The following is an 18,436-nucleotide window of genomic DNA, read 5'->3' on the forward strand; positions in this document are numbered from 1 at the left end:
CCAAAATATAAGTTTTACAATAGACATCTTTAGATTTATTAACACAAAATGAACAACTAAAAGTTAAACAGCCTTTATTAATAACTCTGCAGTTGCTGGGTTTGTGGCCAAGGGTACATCATGGACATCGCACAAACGCATTAGCATAAGAATATCTGGTTCATGTGGGTGCTTATCTAAAGGATCTCTAAAAAACAATACCATGTGGCATTTACCTTCTGCAACCCTAGCTGCAATTTGAGCATCACCTCCTAGAGGCCCAGATAAAAGTGCATGGACTTCAAACCCAGCTTTTTTAACCTTTTCTCCAGTTGTGCCTGTAGAAACCAGGTTTATTTTTTTTTGATGTAAAATCGCTTTATGCTCATTTAAAAATTGTACCATTTCGGCTTTTTTTCCATCATGAGCAATTATTGCTATCTCCATTTAAATATTTTTAACGTGATAATCTACCAAACCTTCAATTGGTCTTCTTACAAAATTACCAACATTAAACCCAAGTTCTTCTGCAACTTGTTTAATTTCATCTTTTCCGAAAAAAGCTATAGATCCTGCAAAATGAACCGGAATGCCTTTGCTTAATTCTTCTTTATATTGAAGGATCATATTCTCAGCAAATAAACGAATACCCTTAATAATTAAATTTTTAATATATTTTGAATCTTTATTGATGAATATAAACTCTGCATGATCTGCCAGATAAGCGCTAGGATTTGTTTGTTTGTATAAATTATATTTTATGAAATCAGCATCGAGATTATGCTTGTGAGCAAATGCTACCCTAATGGTATCTGGCATCTTATTAAAGTAATAATCTCTTATTAATTGTTTGCCAAAATAATTTCCGCTAGCATCATCCATTAAAATGAAACCAAGACTAGAAACACGCTGATGTAGGTTTTTGCCATCGTAATAACTACAGTTAGACCCAGTGCCCAAAATACAAACCACTGCAGCTTCACTATTAGTATTTATACAAGCCCTTACAGCGGCATAAGTATCTTCTTTTACTTCTACTAAAGCATTAGGAAAGTATAATTCTAGAATTTCCTTTAATAGAAGTCTAGGTTTTTCAGTACCGCAACCGGCTCCATAAAAGTAAACATGCGTAACTTTATCGGCGATTGCCATAAGTTCTTCACTTCCGCTAATTGTCTTTTTTAATTTCTTTTCTGCAACGATTGCAGGATTTAAACCTTTGGTTCTTATTTTGTCTGCAGCTTGCTTACCGCTATTATCTATAGCAATCCAATCGCATTTAGTAGAACCTCCATCTGTTATTAAAATCATGGTGATATTTATATACAAAAATTCCGTAGCCTATGCATAAACATAATCCTACGGAATCTAGAATTTATGTTATAAAACTAAAGGCTATTTACCTTTTGTGCTAAGTCTACTAATTTATTAGAGTACCCAAACTCATTATCGTACCAAGATACTAATTTAAAAAATGTGGAGTTTAGCTCAATTGCAGCTTCTGCATCAAAAATACTTGTGCGTTCATCGCTAACAAAGTCTTGAGAAACCACTAATTCTTCTGTATAGCCTAGTACGCCTTTCATAGCTCCTTCTGAGGCTTTTTTAAAGGCTGCTTTTATTTCTTCTAAAGATGTTTCTTTTTTGGTTTTTACAGTTAAATCTACAACAGAGACGTCTGCAGTTGGCACTCTAAACGCCATACCTGTTAATTTTCCATCTAGTTTTGGAATTACTTTTCCGACAGCTTTTGCGGCACCTGTTGATGCAGGTATAATATTTAGTAATGCACTACGACCTCCTCTAAAGTCTTTCTTTGAAGGTCCATCTACTGTTAACTGCGTCGCTGTAGTGGCGTGGACTGTAGTCATTAAAGCTTCCTCTATTCCAAAATTATCGTCTACAACTTTAGCAAGTGGAGCCAAACAGTTGGTAGTACAAGACGCATTTGAAACAATCTTATGGTCTGCATTCAACTCATTATCATTAACACCCATTACAAACATTGGTGCATCTTTACTGGGTGCAGAAATCACTACTTTTTTGGCACCAGCATCAATATGGTATTGTGCTGTTTCTAAAGTTGTAAAAATACCTGTACACTCTGCAACTACATCTGTGCCTACCTCATCCCATTTTAAGTTTTTTGGGTCGCGTTCTGCAGTAACCCTAACGGTTTTGCCATCCACTACTAAATGACCATCTTTTACTTCTACGGTACCATCAAAACGGCCATGTACAGAATCGTATTTTAATAAATATGCTAAATGCTCTACATCTAATAAATCATTAATTGCAACGACATCAACGTCTGGACGCTTTACTGTTGCTCTAAATACTATTCTTCCTATTCTACCGAATCCGTTTATTCCTAATTTTAAGTTTGACATTTTTCCTTGTTTTTAAATTGTCATTATATCTGAAACTCGAAGGAGTTCCATGTTAATTTTTGATTTTCCTTTTACTGCTTGGTCAAATGGTGTTAAGTCCATGATATCATTTTTTAGACCAACCATATAATTACTTTTCCCTGTGATAAGACTTTCTACAGCTTTTACGCCCATTCTGCTTGCTAAAACACGGTCAAAACACGATGGACTTCCTCCACGTTGCATATGTCCTAAAACGGATACACGCACTTCATATTCTGACATATGCTCATCTACATAATCTTTAAGCTCAAAAACATTTTTACCTATTTTATCACCTTCTGCAACAACCACTACACTCGAAGACTTACCCGATTGTTTGCTTCGTCGTAAAGATTCTAATAATCGATCTAGACCTAGATCTTCTTCTGGGATTAAAATTTCTTCTGCACCTGCTCCAACACCAACATTGAGCGCTATATGACCGACATCTCTTCCCATAACCTCAACAAAAAACAATCTGTTATGAGAACTGGCTGTATCTCTAATTTTATCGATAGCTTCAACAACTGTATTTAAAGCTGTATCGTATCCTAAAGTATGCGTTGTACCAAAAATATCATTATCAATAGTGCCTGGAATTCCCATTACAGGGAAACCAAATTCTTGGTTAAAAACCATGGCTCCAGTAAAGCTACCATCGCCACCAATAACCACAAAAGCATCTATTTCAGCCTTTCTTAGAGCATCATAAGCTTTTTGCCTGCCTTCTTTAGTTCTAAACTCTTCAGAACGTGCGGACTTTAGCATGGTTCCACCTTTATTAATAATGCCCTTTACACTACGAGCATCCATTTTCTCAAAGTCACCCTCTATCATTCCTTGGTAACCTCTATAAACGCCATAACATTCTAGGCCATGAAACACACAAGTTCTAACTACGGATCTAATGGCAGCATTCATCCCTGGAGAATCTCCACCAGATGTTAAAACGGCAACTTTTTTTATAGTATGTAGCATATATATCTTATTGAATACAGTAAAATTAATAAACAATAGACGGAATAATGTGACTATTGTCATAAAAAAATGTTACGAAAATCAATTCAAACGTTTTCGTTAATAAGTATTTTAATAAAATATAAAAAAGTGAGGTTAGGACTTCGATTTGGTCTTCGTTTTCTTCATCGTCATGTAGTCTGGCATGAAGTCATTTTGGTCTTTTTTTTCGCTGTCTTTATTGGGAGTATTCTTTTTGTCTTTTCGGTTTTTGCCAGAAAATATAATATCTAGTAATTCTTTAAAAGTGTCGAACTCTACACTGTAAGACATACCGATACCTTGAGTATATCCAATTTCTTCACCAAAGTTTCTAATTGTATTTTCTCTATTAAATACTTTAGCACGGAGTGTTCCATCCTCATTGAGCAACCAATCTATTTGAACATCGCCAGTTATGGTGGTTTGTTGTGCACTGCCAAACGGTACGCCAACCTTACCATTAACCAAGACCTTTTCTGATATTTTTGTTTGAAGCGTTAATCCAAACCTATTGTCTGTCTGTAGATCTGGTGTATTTTCGCCTAATTCTACGTCTATACCTACATTTAAATTTTCATTACCACCACCAAGTATGTTATTTACAATGCCTGACAGACGCTCTGAAATGGTACCCGTAAAATTAATACCTCTTATTCCGTTTGAAAAACCGCCAGTTCCCAATAGTGTTAGTGCTTGATTATTTCTTTCATCTTTTGATGATAATCTATAATCTAGTTCTGATTTAACGGTTGAGGATACATTTGGAAAGCGTAAATCGAAATCTGGTTGCGGTTGCTCTAAATCTCCTGTTAAATAAATATCTACCTCAACAGGAATTCTTTGAGTTATAGGGTTATCTAAAAGTACTGATGGGTTTGCTGTAGTTTTATAAATGGCTTTAAGGTTAATTTCGGCACCCATGGGATCTCCTTCCCAAACGATGGTTCCGCCTTGTTCTACCTCAAACTTTTTTTCAACCAATCCACTATATTTAAAATTATACACTCCTTCATAAACTGTAAAATCTCCCCACATATTAAAAGTTCCGTTAGTATTAATAAAAAACCCTAAGTATCCCTTCCCTTTTCCTTTTATAGTGCTACCTGCTTCTTTGTCTATAACTATTTCTATAGTGGCGTTGGTATTAACATCTAAATCAAAATTAAGTTCTAACCCTTTTACTTCGATTGCTTCGGTAACTTCGCCATTAAGCCTGGCTTGTTTTTCTTCTGGACTTAAAAAATGAATAAACGAGTTATCTCCAAAACTCTCAGAATCATTTAACGGAATATTAAAAACTGTTCCTGAGGCTGTACTCCCTTCTACATCTATAATTAACTGGTCTGTTGGTCCACTGATTTTAGCTTCTCCAGAGACAAAAGCCGTACCGTAGTATAGTTCGTCTTCGGACTCTTCTGTATTTAGCACCAACAAACGGTCTGTGCTTAAATCTAGACCTAATTCCCAATCAGAAAAATTATTATGTTCTATGTAACCATTTAAATACCCTTGAGAAAAATACTTTGAGTCTGTCATTGCTACATTGTTAAAGATAAATCGTTGGTTGCGCAAGGATACCTTTGAGTCGAAATCGAAACCATAATCTACATTGAGATATGGAATAGACAGACCTGCTCTATCTAGCAATAGTTCTCCGTCAATTCTCGGTTTGTTAAGGCTTCCCGTTACTCTGGCTTCACCAGAAACCAAACCTCTAATGTTACTAATAACACCTTCACCAAGAGGGTTTAATGGGTCTATTAAAAATTCTTCAAAGCTTACGTCTAAATCTATAGTAGGTCTCCTTTCTGCTACGTCTATAGTACCTTTCGCTAAAAATGAGGTAAGGTTATCATTAACTAAAGCTATGTCAACTTTATAATTGGTAATGGAGTTATTTCCTTCTACATCTGCTGTTAGGTTTCCTAAGTCATAATCATTTACAAAAAGATTGTTTATTTCTAAATTAGATTTAGGGAGGTATGTGCCGTCTTGCTGCACGAGGTCTAGTTTTCCGTTTACCACACCTGCCAGATCTAAACTATCTATTCTTGGTGTAATTTTAACCAGTTCTACATCTTTAAAGTCTACCCTCAGATTTTTATTAATACTATCACTAATAATTCCTGAAACTTCTATAATCTCGTTACCTTGGTTTATGGTAATAGGAAAAATATCAAAAGCAGATAGTGTTCTATCAAACCTTATTTTATTGAAATTGTTTTTTTCAGAATTGATAAACCACTCGTAACCTTTAAATATGATATCAGACTTTCTAAAACCAACAACAGACTTATTAGCGTCGTCTATGGTGTAAAAAAGATTTAGATTAAATTCATCATTATTATTTTTACCACCTTTAAATTCGGTTTTTACTAAAAGTGTATCGCGTTTGGTAACATTTATCAATGTGAAATCTGAGGCATTATAAACACCAGCACTGAGCGAATCTATTTCAATAAAGGTATTGTAAAGTGGGTTACTGTTATCTACACTAAGGTTAATATTATTTGCAAAATAATCTTTAAACTTAATTTCTGGTGAATTAAAAGTAAGTTCAAATCCTTTTGCATCAGTTTCTATTCTTCCCTCAATAAAGGTGTTTTTACCTAGATATAAATCCTTAAAAAAGACAGCTGCAATTTTAGAATAGATATTAAATTTAAAGTCTAGATACTGCCCTTTGTTAATTTTAAAAGGCACGTAATTGGTGTATATGCTACCAATTGAGTTCTCAACCAGTTTTAAAATGTCGTCAGTTTTAAATTTACCTTTAATACTTCCGGTAATGATGTCTGGGGAATTTACAACGATGTTACGCTCATCTCCTTCAAAGGACGATACGATAGCAAAATCTTCAAACCTGTATCTACTATCTTGGTTTTTGTAGCTTGTATTTTTAATATTTATCTCACCGGAAATATCATCAAAAGTAGATCCTGTTGCCGTCATGTTTACAAGTCCTCTAAATTCTGATATACTATCTCTATTTACGAAATTGAGCACCTTAAGATTAGCGTAGCCAACATTGGCATCAAAGTCGAACTTCTTTTTTTCTTCTACAAAGTCTACTAACCCATTAAAATTTAATTGAAGGTTAGGATCGTCTACCACTAGCTTTCCGTTAAAGATTTTGTTACCAAGATTTCCCAAAACCGTAATGCCATTATAAGCGTAGTTGTTATATTCTAAGCTAAAAACATCGCCTTTTATGTCTGAACGCAAATTATCTAGCGTAAAACCTTTACCATCTACATCGAGATTTGCTGATACAAGTTTGGCATTAGGGTCGTTAATGAGCTTTCCTATATCAAACGCGTCAAAAACAATATTACCAATGTAACTCGCTCTATCAATATCGTCAATCTCCGTAAGCTCTAAATCAGATTTTATAAATCCTAAATCCGTATCTATTGCAATATTTGCATTGATGCGTTTAGTGGTAATTTGCGATGTGCCTGTAACTTTAAAATTACCAACTTTTGAAAGAACGGTCGGTATGGCGTTGCCCAAAATTCTCGGCAAAAGCGCTGTTAAATCGTTATAATTAGATGCTAAATTTTTAAATTTACCGTCTAGAGCAAACGAATCGTCTTCGTTAGAAAAGAGGTTGTTAAAAGTAATATCGCCAATAATCCGCGTGTTTCTGGTAGTGCTAACGTTAAGGTTTTTGGCTTCTAGGTTGTTTAATGTTCCTGTTAAATCTGCATTAAAATCTGCCCGTTGATCAACACCAAACTCATCAAAAAACACATTCAATTCTGTTAATGATATTTCAGAATCTCTAAAACTGGCTGTAACATTAACTTTGTTTGTAAAATCTTTTAGGTCCTCTCGTTTGTAATCAAACCTTAGATCTCCTTTTAATTCAGACTTTTCGGTTTCAATACTCAAGCCAGCAAAATTCATATGGTCTAAGGTGTATTCAAAATTAGCTTTTAAGTTCTCTACCATTATACCTCTACTATCCTTAAAACTAAATTTGTTTATACGAGAGCTAACCTCTGGGCCGTTAATTAAAAAATTGGTTGTATTGGCATTAAGTTGTGTTAGCTCAAAAACTCTTGGTGCCTCAAGATTTTCGTCTGTTAATCTAAACAAACCATTTTCTATAGATAAATCGCTTGATGAAAACAAAAATTCACTCGGACCTTGCCTAGGGTTATCGTCTTCAAACTTATCTACAAAAACATCGAGATTTGTGTCTTCTTCTCCTTTGTAAGTTTTTAGATTAAACACTAAATCCTGAATGTCTATATCTCCTAAATTAAATTTGCTGTCATACAGGTTTTTAAAACTAATAATAGAACTATTTAACTCACCGATGCTAACAAGTGTGTCTTTTTTGTAATCTCTAATCAAAATTTCTTTTAACTCTATATCACCATTGAGCTGAAGACCAATTTTACCAATATTAATATTGGTTTTAAATTCTTCATTTAATTTTTTTGTAGCGTATTTTCCTAATTTGGTTTGTACAGCAGGAATACCCAAAATTAAAAATACAATAAGAAACAAGAGCAGAATGATACCTGCTATTTTACCTATTATTTTGAATATTCTTTTGATACAGCGTATTAATTACTTGTTGATGAAATCTTCACTACATTTGCACTAACAATACGTTGGCAAGTGGAGTCTTAGACTATATTTGGTAAAATTAACAATTATTGTGCCCTTTTTAGTTAATGAAAAAAGAAAATATTTATATCCTAGGCATTGAATCTTCTTGTGATGATACATCTGCTGCGGTACTATGTAACGATACCATTTTAAGCAATGTTGTGGCTGACCAAAAAATACATGCCGAATATGGTGGAGTTGTGCCAGAATTAGCCTCTAGAGCACACCAGCAAAACATTGTTCCGGTAGTGAATCAGGCCATTGAGCACGCTGGTATTTCTAAAGAACAGTTAAGTGCTATTGCCTTTACACGCGGACCAGGTTTAATGGGCTCTTTGCTCGTTGGCACCTCTTTTGCAAAGTCTCTGGCTTTTGGTTTAAATATCCCTCTCATTGATGTTAACCACATGCAAGCGCATATTTTAGCGCATTTTATTGAAGAAGAAGGACACCATAAACCACCTTTTCCATTTTTGGCGATGACCATCTCTGGTGGTCATACACAAATAGTAAAAGTTACTAAGTATTTTGAAATGGAAGTCCTTGGCGAAACAATTGATGATGCTGTTGGTGAGGCCTACGATAAAAGTGGTAAAATTTTAGGACTAGGCTATCCTGCTGGTTCAGAAATAGACAAGCGTGCACAATTAGGAAACCCTAAAGCTTATAAATTTACCAAACCAAAAGTAGATGGACTTAATTTTAGTTTCTCTGGCTTAAAAACAGCTATTCTTTACTTTGTACAACGCGAAACTAAAGCCAACCCAAATTTTGTTGAAGAGCACTTAAACGACATCTGTGCTTCTATTCAATATACTATTATTGGTATTTTGATGGATAAACTGAAACTTGCTGTAAAACAAACAGGCATAAAACACATTGCTATTGGTGGTGGAGTTTCTGCAAATTCTGGCATTAGAAAAGCTCTTAAAGATGCTGAAAAAAAACATGGTTGGGCAACTTACATCCCTAAGTTTGAATATACAACAGACAATGCTGCTATGATTGCTATTGTTGGGTATTTAAAATATTTGGAAAAAGACTTTTCAGATTTTGATGTTATGGCTTCTGCTAGGTTGAAGATATAAATTGTTAAAACATCTGTTGATAACAGATAGTGTAGAGCTTTAAATACATTTTAAAATTTAGTTGTTTTGTAAATACCCTAAATCAAACGAAATCAATTACACAATGAAACAGCTATTTCTTCTATTTCTCAGTATTCCTTTTTTAAGTTTTTCACAAGACGCTTTAGAAACCGAACTCGATTCTATTAGTTCTATTGAAGATGCTAAAACCTTTGCTAAAACACATAAAAAATCTAATAAAAGTAAAGTCTTCACGTTCAATAAGGAAAAGCACAAAACACGCTTGGCAGATGATCTTTTCAAACTCTCTAAAGGTGGAAAAAAAGTTGTGCAAGGCGAATATAAAAAGACCTATTATAAAGTAATTGAAAAAGAAAAAACCTTGCATTATAGAGCGAGCTATATCTTTTTTGATGGAAGTAAAATGAGCTTAGAAGAGATTAATGAAAAGCGCGACAAAATTGTCTCTCAATACCAACAAGGTTATAAATTTGATAAGTTAGCACAATTACACTCTATGGATTTAAATGCCAAAAGAGGTGGTGACTTAGGGTGGTTTCCTGAAGGACAAATGCATCAAATATTTGAAGACGCAGTAAAAGACCACGATACTAATGAAATTTTCACTTTAGACATTGAAGATAGAAACTGGTATTATGTTGTTCTAAAAACGCACAACTCTAAAACCATTGAAGAAATTACGGTTTTGCAATACTCAGAAGCCATAGATTAATGCAATTATTCTACAATCCAAATATCTCAGAAGGAGATGCAACGTTTAATTTTAACAAAGACGAAAGCAGACACATCGTAAAAGTGCTTCGTAAAAAAGTTGGTGACCAATTGCATATAACCAACGGCAAAGGTTGGTTATTTACTGCAGAACTCACCTTATCAGATGCTAAGCATTGTGCGGTAAAAGTTTTATCTCAAAACCTACAACCAAAACGTCCTTTTAACTTGCATCTTGCTGTTGCGCCAACTAAAATGAACGACAGATACGAGTGGTTCTTAGAGAAAGCTACAGAAATTGGCATTGAAGAAATTACACCAATTATATGTGAAAACAGCGAGCGTAAAGTGGTAAAACTAGAGCGTTTTGAAAAAATCCTACAGTCTGCTATGAAACAATCTCTGCAATGCCATTTACCAAAGCTAAATGAACCGGTTTTTTATAAAGATTTTGTAGACACTTCTTTTTCCGCAACAAAGTTTATAGCACATTGTGAAGAAACCGATAAAAAATCTTTAAAGTCTCAGTTAAAGAATAACGATGATACTTTGATACTTATTGGACCTGAAGGTGATTTTAGCGTTAAAGAAATCGAAATGGCTTTGGCTGCTGATTTTATTGCTGTAACTTTGGGTAACACACGTTTGCGTACTGAAACTGCTGCTATTGCGGCATGTCATTCAGTGGCTTTTGTAAATGAATAACATGAAAAAATTAATAGTTCTATTCCTTTCACTCTTTGCGTTTTCACTTTTTGCTCAAGATGTTGCTGTATTAAAGTATAAAGGCGGTGGCGATTGGTATAGCAATCCTACAGCGCTTCCTAATTTAGTAAAGTTTTGTAACGATAATATTGACACTAATATCAATGAAAACATACAAACTGTAGAAGTTGGTAGCACAGACATTTTTCAGTATCCGTTTTTACACATGACAGGTCATGGCAATGTGTTCTTTAGTGAAGATGATGCAGAAAACTTAAGAAAATATCTCATCTCTGGTGGTTTTCTACATATTGATGATAACTATGGTATGGAGCCATACATTACCAAAGAACTAAAAAAGGTTTTTCCTAATAGCGCTTTGAAAGAAATACCAAAAGATCACAAAATATTTAGTACTGCTTTTGAGTTTTCTAATGGTTTACCAAAAATCCATGAGCATGATGGTAATGCACCACAAGCTTTCGGTATTTTTCATGAAGATAGATTAGTTTTACTCTTTACCTTTGAAAGCGATTTGGGTGATGGCTGGGAAGACCCTGAAGTGCACAATGATCCGGAGGAGGTACGTGAAAAAGCTCTAAAAATGGGAGCAAATATTTTGAAATATGCTTTTGAGAATTAACTAATTACTATTTACTAACGACTAATTACTAATTCTTGCAGCTCACCCACTACACATCAAACTTCAAAAAACAAAAACATCCTATAATTCTTGTGTGCGACAATATAACCAATGCACCAAATATTGGAAGCTTATTTCGTATTGCAGATGCGTTTAATATTGAAGAACTTATTTTTTGTGGAAATAATATTCCTATTGGGAGACGTATGACCAAAACATCCCGTTCTACCGAAAAGTATGTAAATTATAAAATTGAGGAAAAGATTGATGATATTATTCTAAAGCTAAAAGAAACATATCAAATCATCGCTTTAGAAATCACCGAAAGTAGCACAGAGCTAAGCACCTTTAAACTTGAAGCTAACAAACCAATAGTTCTAATCCTTGGTGATGAAAACTTTGGAGTTTCAGAATTTATTTTAAAACAGTGCGATGCTATTATTCATATTAACATGTACGGAAATAATAGTAGTATGAATGTTGCTCAATCTACTAGCATTGCACTTTATGAGTTTACCAAACAACTCAACTCTTAAATTTCGCCTTTAAGAAATTACAAAATTTAGTCTCATATCTGTAACCATTTCATTTATACATGTATTTTTATATTTAATTTTTGATGATTATGAATCATAAAATTGATATACTTTTGTCTTGCTTAATTTATTTCAACATCTTTGAGATATGAATCAGAACTCTAAAATTATAGCAAACGGTATATTAAGGGCTTTAGGTATTCTTTTGGGAATCGCCTTGGTTTTGTTCTTTCTGTACAAAATACAATCTGTAATAGTTTACATAGCCATTGCTGCTGTAATATCTTTAGTGGGCAGACCTATTGTACTATTTCTTAGGAGAAAATTAAAGTTTAAAAATACTTTTGCTGTTGTAGCAACCATGTTGTTATTTATTGGATTGTTGGGCGGATTAATAGGTATGTTTATTCCTTTAATTACCGACCAAGGTAAAAATCTTGCACTTTTAGATTTTGATCAATTAGAAAAAAATCTTAATAATCTATATCAGCAAATTGTTACTTATTTTGAATTTAATAATATCGATGTACAAGAATCAATTAAAGAGTCTAATATCTTATCTAAGCTCGATTTTTCTTTAATCCCTAACTTCTTTAATAGTTTAGTCAGTGGATTGGGTAGCTTTAGTGTAGGCTTGTTTTCTGTATTATTTATATCATTCTTCTTTTTAAAAGACAGTAAACTTTTAGAAGACGGTATGATGATTTTTATACCAGAAGGTAACGAAAAACGCTCTCTGCGTTCTTGGACAAAGATTAAAGATTTATTATCGAGATACTTTGTAGGCTTAATTTTTCAGATTATAATTCTATTTGTTATATATACCGTTGTATTGCTCGTTTTTAATATAGAAAATGCTGTTGTTATTGCTTTTCTCTGTGCACTTTTAAATTTGGTTCCTTATGTAGGTCCGCTAGTTGGTGGTTTTTTAATGTTAATACTTAGCATGTCGAGTAATCTTGGTGAGAGTTTTAGCGAGGTCATTTTACCAAAAACTATGTATGTAATGATTGGCTTTATTGTTGCACAGCTCGTAGATAATTTTTTTAGTCAACCGTTTATTTTCTCTAAAAGTGTAAAATCGCATCCTTTAGAAATATTCTTAATCATTATAATTGCTGGTATTTTGTTTGGTATTATAGGAATGATCGTAGCTGTACCGGCTTACACCGCTATTAAAGTTATTCTAAAAGAGTTTTTGTCTGGCCATAAATTCGTAGAGAAACTTACAAAAGGCCTTTAGGCACTGGTTTGAATTTAGTTATACTACATACTATAGTACAAGATTATATAAACTCTAATTTAGACGCTAACACTTCAGACCTGCTACTCAAAGGAATACCTTTAAAAGATATAAGCCAAAAGCTTGTAATAGAACAAATTGAAGCTAAAAAACGATGCAAAAAGAAACTTCCAACATGGTTTGGCTCTAAAAATATTTATTACCCAAATAAACTTAATATTGAGCAAACATCCTCTGAATTTACAGCTAGTTATAAAGCAACTTTAGTTTCTGGTAAATCTTTAATAGATCTTACAGGTGGCTTTGGCGTTGATGCCTACTATTTTTCAAAAAAGGTTGAAACAGTGATGTACTGTGAAATAAACTCAGAACTTTCTGAAATTGTAAAACATAATTATAAGGTTCTTCAATCAAAAAATATTGATTGTCTTAATGAAAACGGAATTGACACTTTAAAATCTATTGACAAACCTTTTGACTGGATTTACATAGATCCATCTCGACGAGACCATACTAAAAACAAAGTTTTTTTACTTTCAGATTGCACACCCAATGTCAAAACCTTTCAAGGGTTGTTTTTTAAATATGCCAAAAATGTGATGGTAAAAACATCTCCTTTATTAGATATATCTGCCACAAAAAAAGATTTAAAATATGTAAAACAACTTCATATCGTTGCTGTAAATAACGAAGTTAAAGAACTTCTTTGGATTTTAGAACGGAATTTTAATGGCAAACTAGAGATTAAAACCGTCAATCTTAAAACGGATAAAAATGAGATTTTTCAGTTTATCTATAATGATGAGTCTACGGCACTAGCTACCCATTCTGAACCGCTCACCTATTTATACGAGCCCAATTCTGCAATATTAAAAGCCGGAGCGTTCAACATTGTTGCTCATACGCTTAAAGTAAATAAACTACACAAACATTCTCATTTATATACCTCTAATGAATTGATAACGTTTCCTGGAAGACGATTTAAGGTAGAAAAAGTCATCCCTTTCAACAAAAAGGAATTTGCTAAACTAGGTATAAAAAAGGCTAATGTTACCACACGTAATTTTCCACTTTCTGTAGGTGATATTAGAAAAAAATTAAAAATAAAAGATGGTGGCACCGCATATCTGTTCTTTACTACAGATAAAAATGGTACTAAAATTATAATCTTATGTTCTAAAGAAAAGTAGGTAAATAAGATATAATCTCATTATTGTTGTTAATCTCAATCTCGTAAGCCATACAAGACTCCATCGTTAGTATAATCTTATCGTCACTAACTAAGGTTGCATTACTATCTATTGAAAATAACACGTCTCCCTCCTGAAAACTAGCCCATGATGTTGTTGTATTAGCTGGTATATTCGGAATATCAACTAACACCACACCATCGGTATCAATAACTTTAAAGTCAACAGCAACAGTGCCATTGTTTATAACCCTTGTAATAGGATTTTGTGCTACACAAGGATCATTAAGCTGATTAGATGTTAAATCGTCGGAAAGATCATTTTCGCTTGGGTCTGCAGTACATGTAAATAGCAGCAAAGCTGTACACGCTAAAAGTGTACTTTTAAGTAGGTTTTTCATTGGTTAATAGTTTCGCTGCTAAAGCATTGAGCCTTAACAGTCAATTTGGGACTACAAACATAGAAAAGATTTTTGATTTATCGACAAAAAGCGTAATTTATTCGATGAAATACACTTATTCTTAAAATTTAAATATTGATGTGTCTGTAAACGCATAGCAAACAGCACCCTTTGGTAAGGCTTTAGTATTAAGGCCTGTAAAGCGACTAAAGGCTGGTAAGACCAGTTCCCAAGGGGTAACTTGATAGCATGGCAACTTTAAGCGTTGTCGGCCTTTGCCTTTTAGTAATACACCAGGATGCGTATGCCCAGATATTATAAACCCTACAGAATTTTGCCCTAAGTTATCATGTATAAAAGTAAACATATCTAAAGTAAGACTAGATGTAACTTTTATATTTAATTCTTCCATTAAATGACCGGACTGTCTATCGTGGTTACCTTGTACAAGGATCCACTCCAAATCTAAGAACTGCCTTAACCATATTTTAAAGATTTCTACATCAGTATTTCTTTCGGCATGAAACAAGTCTCCGACTACAATTATTTTTTTTGCATTAAAATGCTGTATTAATTGTTTTAATCGGTTTAAATCATTGTGAAGTATATCATCTGGCACTGCAATGCCGTGCTTTCGAAAATGTGCAGTTTTACCAATGTGGATGTCGGACAAAATTAAAGCTCCTTGTGCCTTCCAGAAGATCGCCCGTTGGTTAGTTAAGATTAAGTCCACATTTTTTATTTCGATATTTTGGATTGCTATTGTCAATTAATCGATTTTAAAAGTTTGTTCTTTTATTCGTTGTATACGTTTGTCTAAATTCTCATTACTCATTGTACCTCTTAAGCTATCTACTTTTAAGGGAAAACTTAAAGGTGTAAATGATTTAGCACGTTTTATAATTATTTTACTTTTTGAAATTCGCTCAAAAGCCTCTTGCAACCTAGCTTCTTCTAGTTGGTGATTAAACACCTCAGTATAGGCCTGTCTTAATAATAAATTATCTGGTTCGTAATCCTCTAGTACTCTAAATATTAAACCAGATGACGACTGTAAACTCTTATTGTTTTTCCGTGTTCCTGGTTGCGATTGTACTACCAATCCTGCTATAACAGCAATATCTCTAAACTTGCGTGATGCCATTTCTGAAGCGTTTATGCTTGCAACAACATCATCCATCAAGTTTTCTTTGCTCAATAAATCCTCTATATTATTGGCATCTAAAGGAATTGGTTGATCGCTAAGTAGCTCAAAACCATAATCGTTCATAGCAATTGTAAAGGTCATCTGCTTTAACTGGCTAATGCGATAAGCTATTAATGCAGAAAATACTTCGTGTACTAAACGTCCTTCAAAAGGATACATGAATAAATGATAACCATCTTTAGTGTCTATTAACTCTACCAAAAACTCATCAGATTTAGGTATGTGCGAATGTTGATGCTGACGACTTACCAAGGGGTTTAAAAACCGTAACTCTTTTTCTAATCGTCCTGGTTGCAGGGCATCAGACAATTTTAAACGTAAATAATGACTTAAGTGAGATGTTAAAGGCAAACGACCACCCAACCAACTCGGCGACACTGCTTTTTTCGCCTTGCTTTTTCTAACCAAAACGGTCATGTCTTTAATCTGCACCAGCTCTAAAACACGACCTGCTAAAATGAAGCTATCGCCAGGTTTTAATTTTGAAATAAAAAATTCTTCAATCATGCCAATATAGCCTCCGGAGATAAACTTTACCATCATATTCACTTCACTTACAATAGCACCAATATTCATACGATGCAGCATACTTATTCTTCGGCTTTTAACCCTGTAATTGCCGTCTTCATCTAAAATAACTTTATGGAATTCTTCATAAGAAGTTAATGTTTTTCCACCTTTAGTAATAAAGTTTATGCACCAATGCCAGTCGTCTTTTGTGATATATTGAAAAGCATGTATGTTTTGAATACGTTGCAATAAGTCTTTTGAGTTAAACCCCTCTCCAACAGCCAGCGTTACCATAAATTGTACTAACACATCGAATGTTAATACCATAGGATCTCGTGTTTCTACCTGTTTATCTTTCACGGCTTCTTTCAACGCTGAAACTTCAACAAGCTCTAATGAGTGTGTGGGTACAAAATATATTTTAGACCTCTCAAATGGCGAATGCCCACTTCTACCAGCACGTTGCATAAATCTGGCTACGCCTTTAACCGAGCCAATTTGAATAACACAATCTACAGGCTTAAAGTCTACACCTAAATCCAAAGACGACGTACAAACCACAGCCTTTAAATAACCAGAAGCGATATTATCTTCTATCCAATTACGTAGTTTTTTATCTATAGATCCGTGATGTATGGCTAAAAGGCCTGCTAAATCTGGTTGTGCATTTAGCAATAGCTGATACCATAATTCTGCTTGCCCTCTTGTGTTGGTAAATATTAAAGTTGTGGTATTAGAATTAATAATTGGCAAAATTTTATTGACCATTTTGGCTCCTAGGTGACCTGCCCAAGGCAATACTTCAATTTCATCTGGTAGTACAGATATAATGTCTAACTTCTTTTTTTGCCTTGCTGTTACTTGTGTAACTTTTAAGTTGGTATAAGGTAAGAGTACATTTTTGGCTTCATTAAGATTTCCTACGGTTGCCGTAATTCCCCAAATACGCAGTTTTGGTGAATAATGTCTCAATTGAGATATTGCTAGTTCTGTTAATACACCACGTTTGTTTCCAATAAGTTCGTGCCACTCGTCAATAGCTACGCACTTTACATTTTTAAACCATCTCGCATTCTTTTTTTGCGAAAACAAAAGGTGCATCGTTTCTGGTGTCGTCAATAGTACGTCTGGCATTAAACGTTCTTGCTTACGTCTTACTGCAGTTGGAGTATCACCATTTCTTACCTGTACAGACCAGTCTAAACCAATATCATCCACAGCTTCTGTCATGGCCTTAGCTAAGTCCTTAGCCAAAGAGCGTAATGGACTAATCCAAAGTAATTTTAAGCCTTTTGGATACTTATCTGGATGATTCAAATAATCAATTACTACCCCTAAAAAAACAGAAAAGGTTTTTCCAAAACCAGTTGGTGCGACCACCATACCAGAATAACCGTTGGCATAGCGTTGCCAAGTCTGTAATTGAAAGGGAAAAGGTGCATGACCTTTTTCTGCCATCCAGTTATTTATTATGCGTAGGCCTTCGCTTTCTTTGAAATTCAAATTACTTTTTTGTTTCTTTAATTTCACCTCGGCATTACTTGTAAGCAAAATACATTTTGATAAAAGTACTTTGCGAAGCAAAACGAGAGGTAAATGATTTTATTTTTCAAATAGGTCTCGACTGCGCTCGACCTGCCAGGGTTCATTACAAAATATTTTCCAAATCCTGCCTTCCAATAATTGCCATGATTTCAACCTGATGATTTTTAATCCTGAAAAATATGCTGTCTACACCACAAACGCAACGTCTGTAGCCTTTTCGGATATAGTCTACAGACTCAAATGAAAATGGATTCTTTGCAATTAATTCGAAATACTCAAAAAAAGCATCGAAATATTCATCTGCTTGGGTTACACCAAACTTTTTAATGCCATAATGATGAATGCGAATTAAATCTTCTTTGGCTTGCTCGCTTAATTTATAATTAGCCATTGTAACGCTCTTTGGACTCAGCTAAAATATCGGCTTTACTTTTATTAGTGAAACCGCTTTTTTCAGCTTTTTTCAGCTTTTCAGCTATCCAATCTATTCGAGCTTGTTGCTGTCGCGCTTGACGAATAAGGTCATTGACCAATTCACTTTTACTTGAATATTCTTCGCTTTCAACCTGGGCTTTTAACCATTCGTCATTCGGTTTTGTAAATGATATACTTTGCCTTCCCATAA

General features: G+C 34.0%; 17 protein-coding genes. 7 read left to right on the forward strand and 10 right to left on the reverse strand.

Annotated features, from left to right (window positions below):
• Positions 1–63 precede the first annotated feature (63 nt).
• The 5 genes from BWZ20_RS02815 to BWZ20_RS02835 form a co-directional block, all read right to left on the reverse strand.
• Entirely contained in the window at positions 64–426 is a 363-nt protein-coding gene (locus tag BWZ20_RS02815; protein ID WP_076615985.1) for a methylglyoxal synthase, read from the reverse strand.
• The gene (locus BWZ20_RS02820) at positions 427–1,290 is read right to left on the reverse strand and encodes an N-acetylglucosamine kinase (RefSeq protein WP_076615988.1); all 864 of its coding nucleotides are present in this window, start codon (positions 1,288–1,290) and stop codon (positions 427–429) included. It abuts the gene before it with no gap.
• 77 nt (positions 1,291–1,367) lie between these two features.
• Positions 1,368–2,369 carry a type I glyceraldehyde-3-phosphate dehydrogenase gene (gene gap, locus BWZ20_RS02825; RefSeq protein ID WP_076615991.1) on the reverse strand — a complete coding sequence of 334 codons (1,002 nt, stop codon included), beginning with the start codon at positions 2,367–2,369 and terminating at the stop codon, positions 1,368–1,370.
• Between the two features lie 12 nt (positions 2,370–2,381).
• Positions 2,382–3,368 (reverse strand): 6-phosphofructokinase, encoded by a 987-nt coding sequence (gene pfkA / locus BWZ20_RS02830; RefSeq protein ID WP_076615994.1) that lies wholly within the window; start codon positions 3,366–3,368, stop codon positions 2,382–2,384.
• A gap of 135 nt (positions 3,369–3,503) precedes the next feature.
• On the reverse strand, positions 3,504–7,907 hold the full coding sequence (locus tag BWZ20_RS02835) for a translocation/assembly module TamB domain-containing protein (protein ID WP_232217134.1): 4,404 nt from the start codon (positions 7,905–7,907) through the stop codon (positions 3,504–3,506).
• 170 nt (positions 7,908–8,077) lie between these two features.
• Here BWZ20_RS02835 and tsaD point away from each other — a divergent pair, with 170 nt between their 5' ends.
• The 7 genes from tsaD to BWZ20_RS02870 all read left to right on the forward strand — a co-directional run bounded on the left by tsaD (position 8,078) and on the right by BWZ20_RS02870 (position 14,149).
• A complete protein-coding gene (tsaD, locus tag BWZ20_RS02840; RefSeq protein ID WP_076616000.1) occupies positions 8,078–9,100 on the forward strand; it encodes a tRNA (adenosine(37)-N6)-threonylcarbamoyltransferase complex transferase subunit TsaD in 1,023 nt (340 codons plus the stop codon).
• Positions 9,101–9,203: 103 nt separating this feature from the next.
• A complete protein-coding gene (locus BWZ20_RS02845) occupies positions 9,204–9,833 on the forward strand; it encodes a peptidylprolyl isomerase (RefSeq protein WP_076616003.1) in 630 nt (209 codons plus the stop codon).
• Entirely contained in the window at positions 9,833–10,537 is a 705-nt protein-coding gene (locus tag BWZ20_RS02850; protein ID WP_076616006.1) for a 16S rRNA (uracil(1498)-N(3))-methyltransferase, read from the forward strand. The genes BWZ20_RS02845 and BWZ20_RS02850 overlap by 1 nt, the downstream gene beginning before the upstream one ends.
• Before the next feature lies 1 nt (position 10,538).
• Positions 10,539–11,180 (forward strand): DUF4159 domain-containing protein, encoded by a 642-nt coding sequence (locus BWZ20_RS02855; RefSeq protein ID WP_076621238.1) that lies wholly within the window; start codon positions 10,539–10,541, stop codon positions 11,178–11,180.
• Positions 11,181–11,272: 92 nt separating this feature from the next.
• Positions 11,273–11,716, forward strand: a complete 444-nt coding sequence (locus BWZ20_RS02860; protein WP_317041690.1) for a TrmH family RNA methyltransferase — start codon at positions 11,273–11,275, stop codon at positions 11,714–11,716.
• Positions 11,717–11,864: 148 nt separating this feature from the next.
• Positions 11,865–12,959, forward strand: a complete 1,095-nt coding sequence (locus tag BWZ20_RS02865) for an AI-2E family transporter (RefSeq protein WP_076616012.1) — start codon at positions 11,865–11,867, stop codon at positions 12,957–12,959.
• Between the two features lie 8 nt (positions 12,960–12,967).
• On the forward strand, positions 12,968–14,149 hold the full coding sequence (locus BWZ20_RS02870; protein ID WP_076616015.1) for a THUMP-like domain-containing protein: 1,182 nt from the start codon (positions 12,968–12,970) through the stop codon (positions 14,147–14,149).
• Here BWZ20_RS02870 and BWZ20_RS02875 read toward each other — a convergent pair.
• From BWZ20_RS02875 to BWZ20_RS02895, 5 genes are all read right to left on the reverse strand, one after another.
• On the reverse strand, positions 14,136–14,549 hold the full coding sequence (locus BWZ20_RS02875; protein WP_076616018.1) for a hypothetical protein: 414 nt from the start codon (positions 14,547–14,549) through the stop codon (positions 14,136–14,138). The genes BWZ20_RS02870 and BWZ20_RS02875 overlap by 14 nt on opposite strands.
• A gap of 121 nt (positions 14,550–14,670) precedes the next feature.
• Positions 14,671–15,318 carry a ligase-associated DNA damage response endonuclease PdeM gene (gene pdeM / locus BWZ20_RS02880; RefSeq protein WP_076616021.1) on the reverse strand — a complete coding sequence of 216 codons (648 nt, stop codon included), beginning with the start codon at positions 15,316–15,318 and terminating at the stop codon, positions 14,671–14,673.
• Complete coding sequence (locus BWZ20_RS02885; protein WP_076621239.1) at positions 15,319–17,724, reverse strand: ligase-associated DNA damage response DEXH box helicase; 2,406 nt, start codon at positions 17,722–17,724, stop codon at positions 15,319–15,321.
• A 190-nt stretch (positions 17,725–17,914) separates the two neighbouring features.
• Positions 17,915–18,202, reverse strand: a complete 288-nt coding sequence (locus BWZ20_RS02890; RefSeq protein WP_076616023.1) for a type II toxin-antitoxin system RelE/ParE family toxin — start codon at positions 18,200–18,202, stop codon at positions 17,915–17,917.
• Positions 18,195–18,434: a type II toxin-antitoxin system ParD family antitoxin gene (locus BWZ20_RS02895; RefSeq protein WP_076616026.1), complete on the reverse strand. Its 240-nt coding sequence runs from the start codon at positions 18,432–18,434 to the stop codon at positions 18,195–18,197. Before BWZ20_RS02895 ends, BWZ20_RS02890 begins: the two co-directional genes overlap by 8 nt.
• Positions 18,435–18,436 lie beyond the last annotated feature (2 nt).

Origin of the sequence: Winogradskyella sp. J14-2, assembly GCF_001971725.1 — a bacterium.
GTDB lineage: Bacteria > Bacteroidota > Bacteroidia > Flavobacteriales > Flavobacteriaceae > Winogradskyella.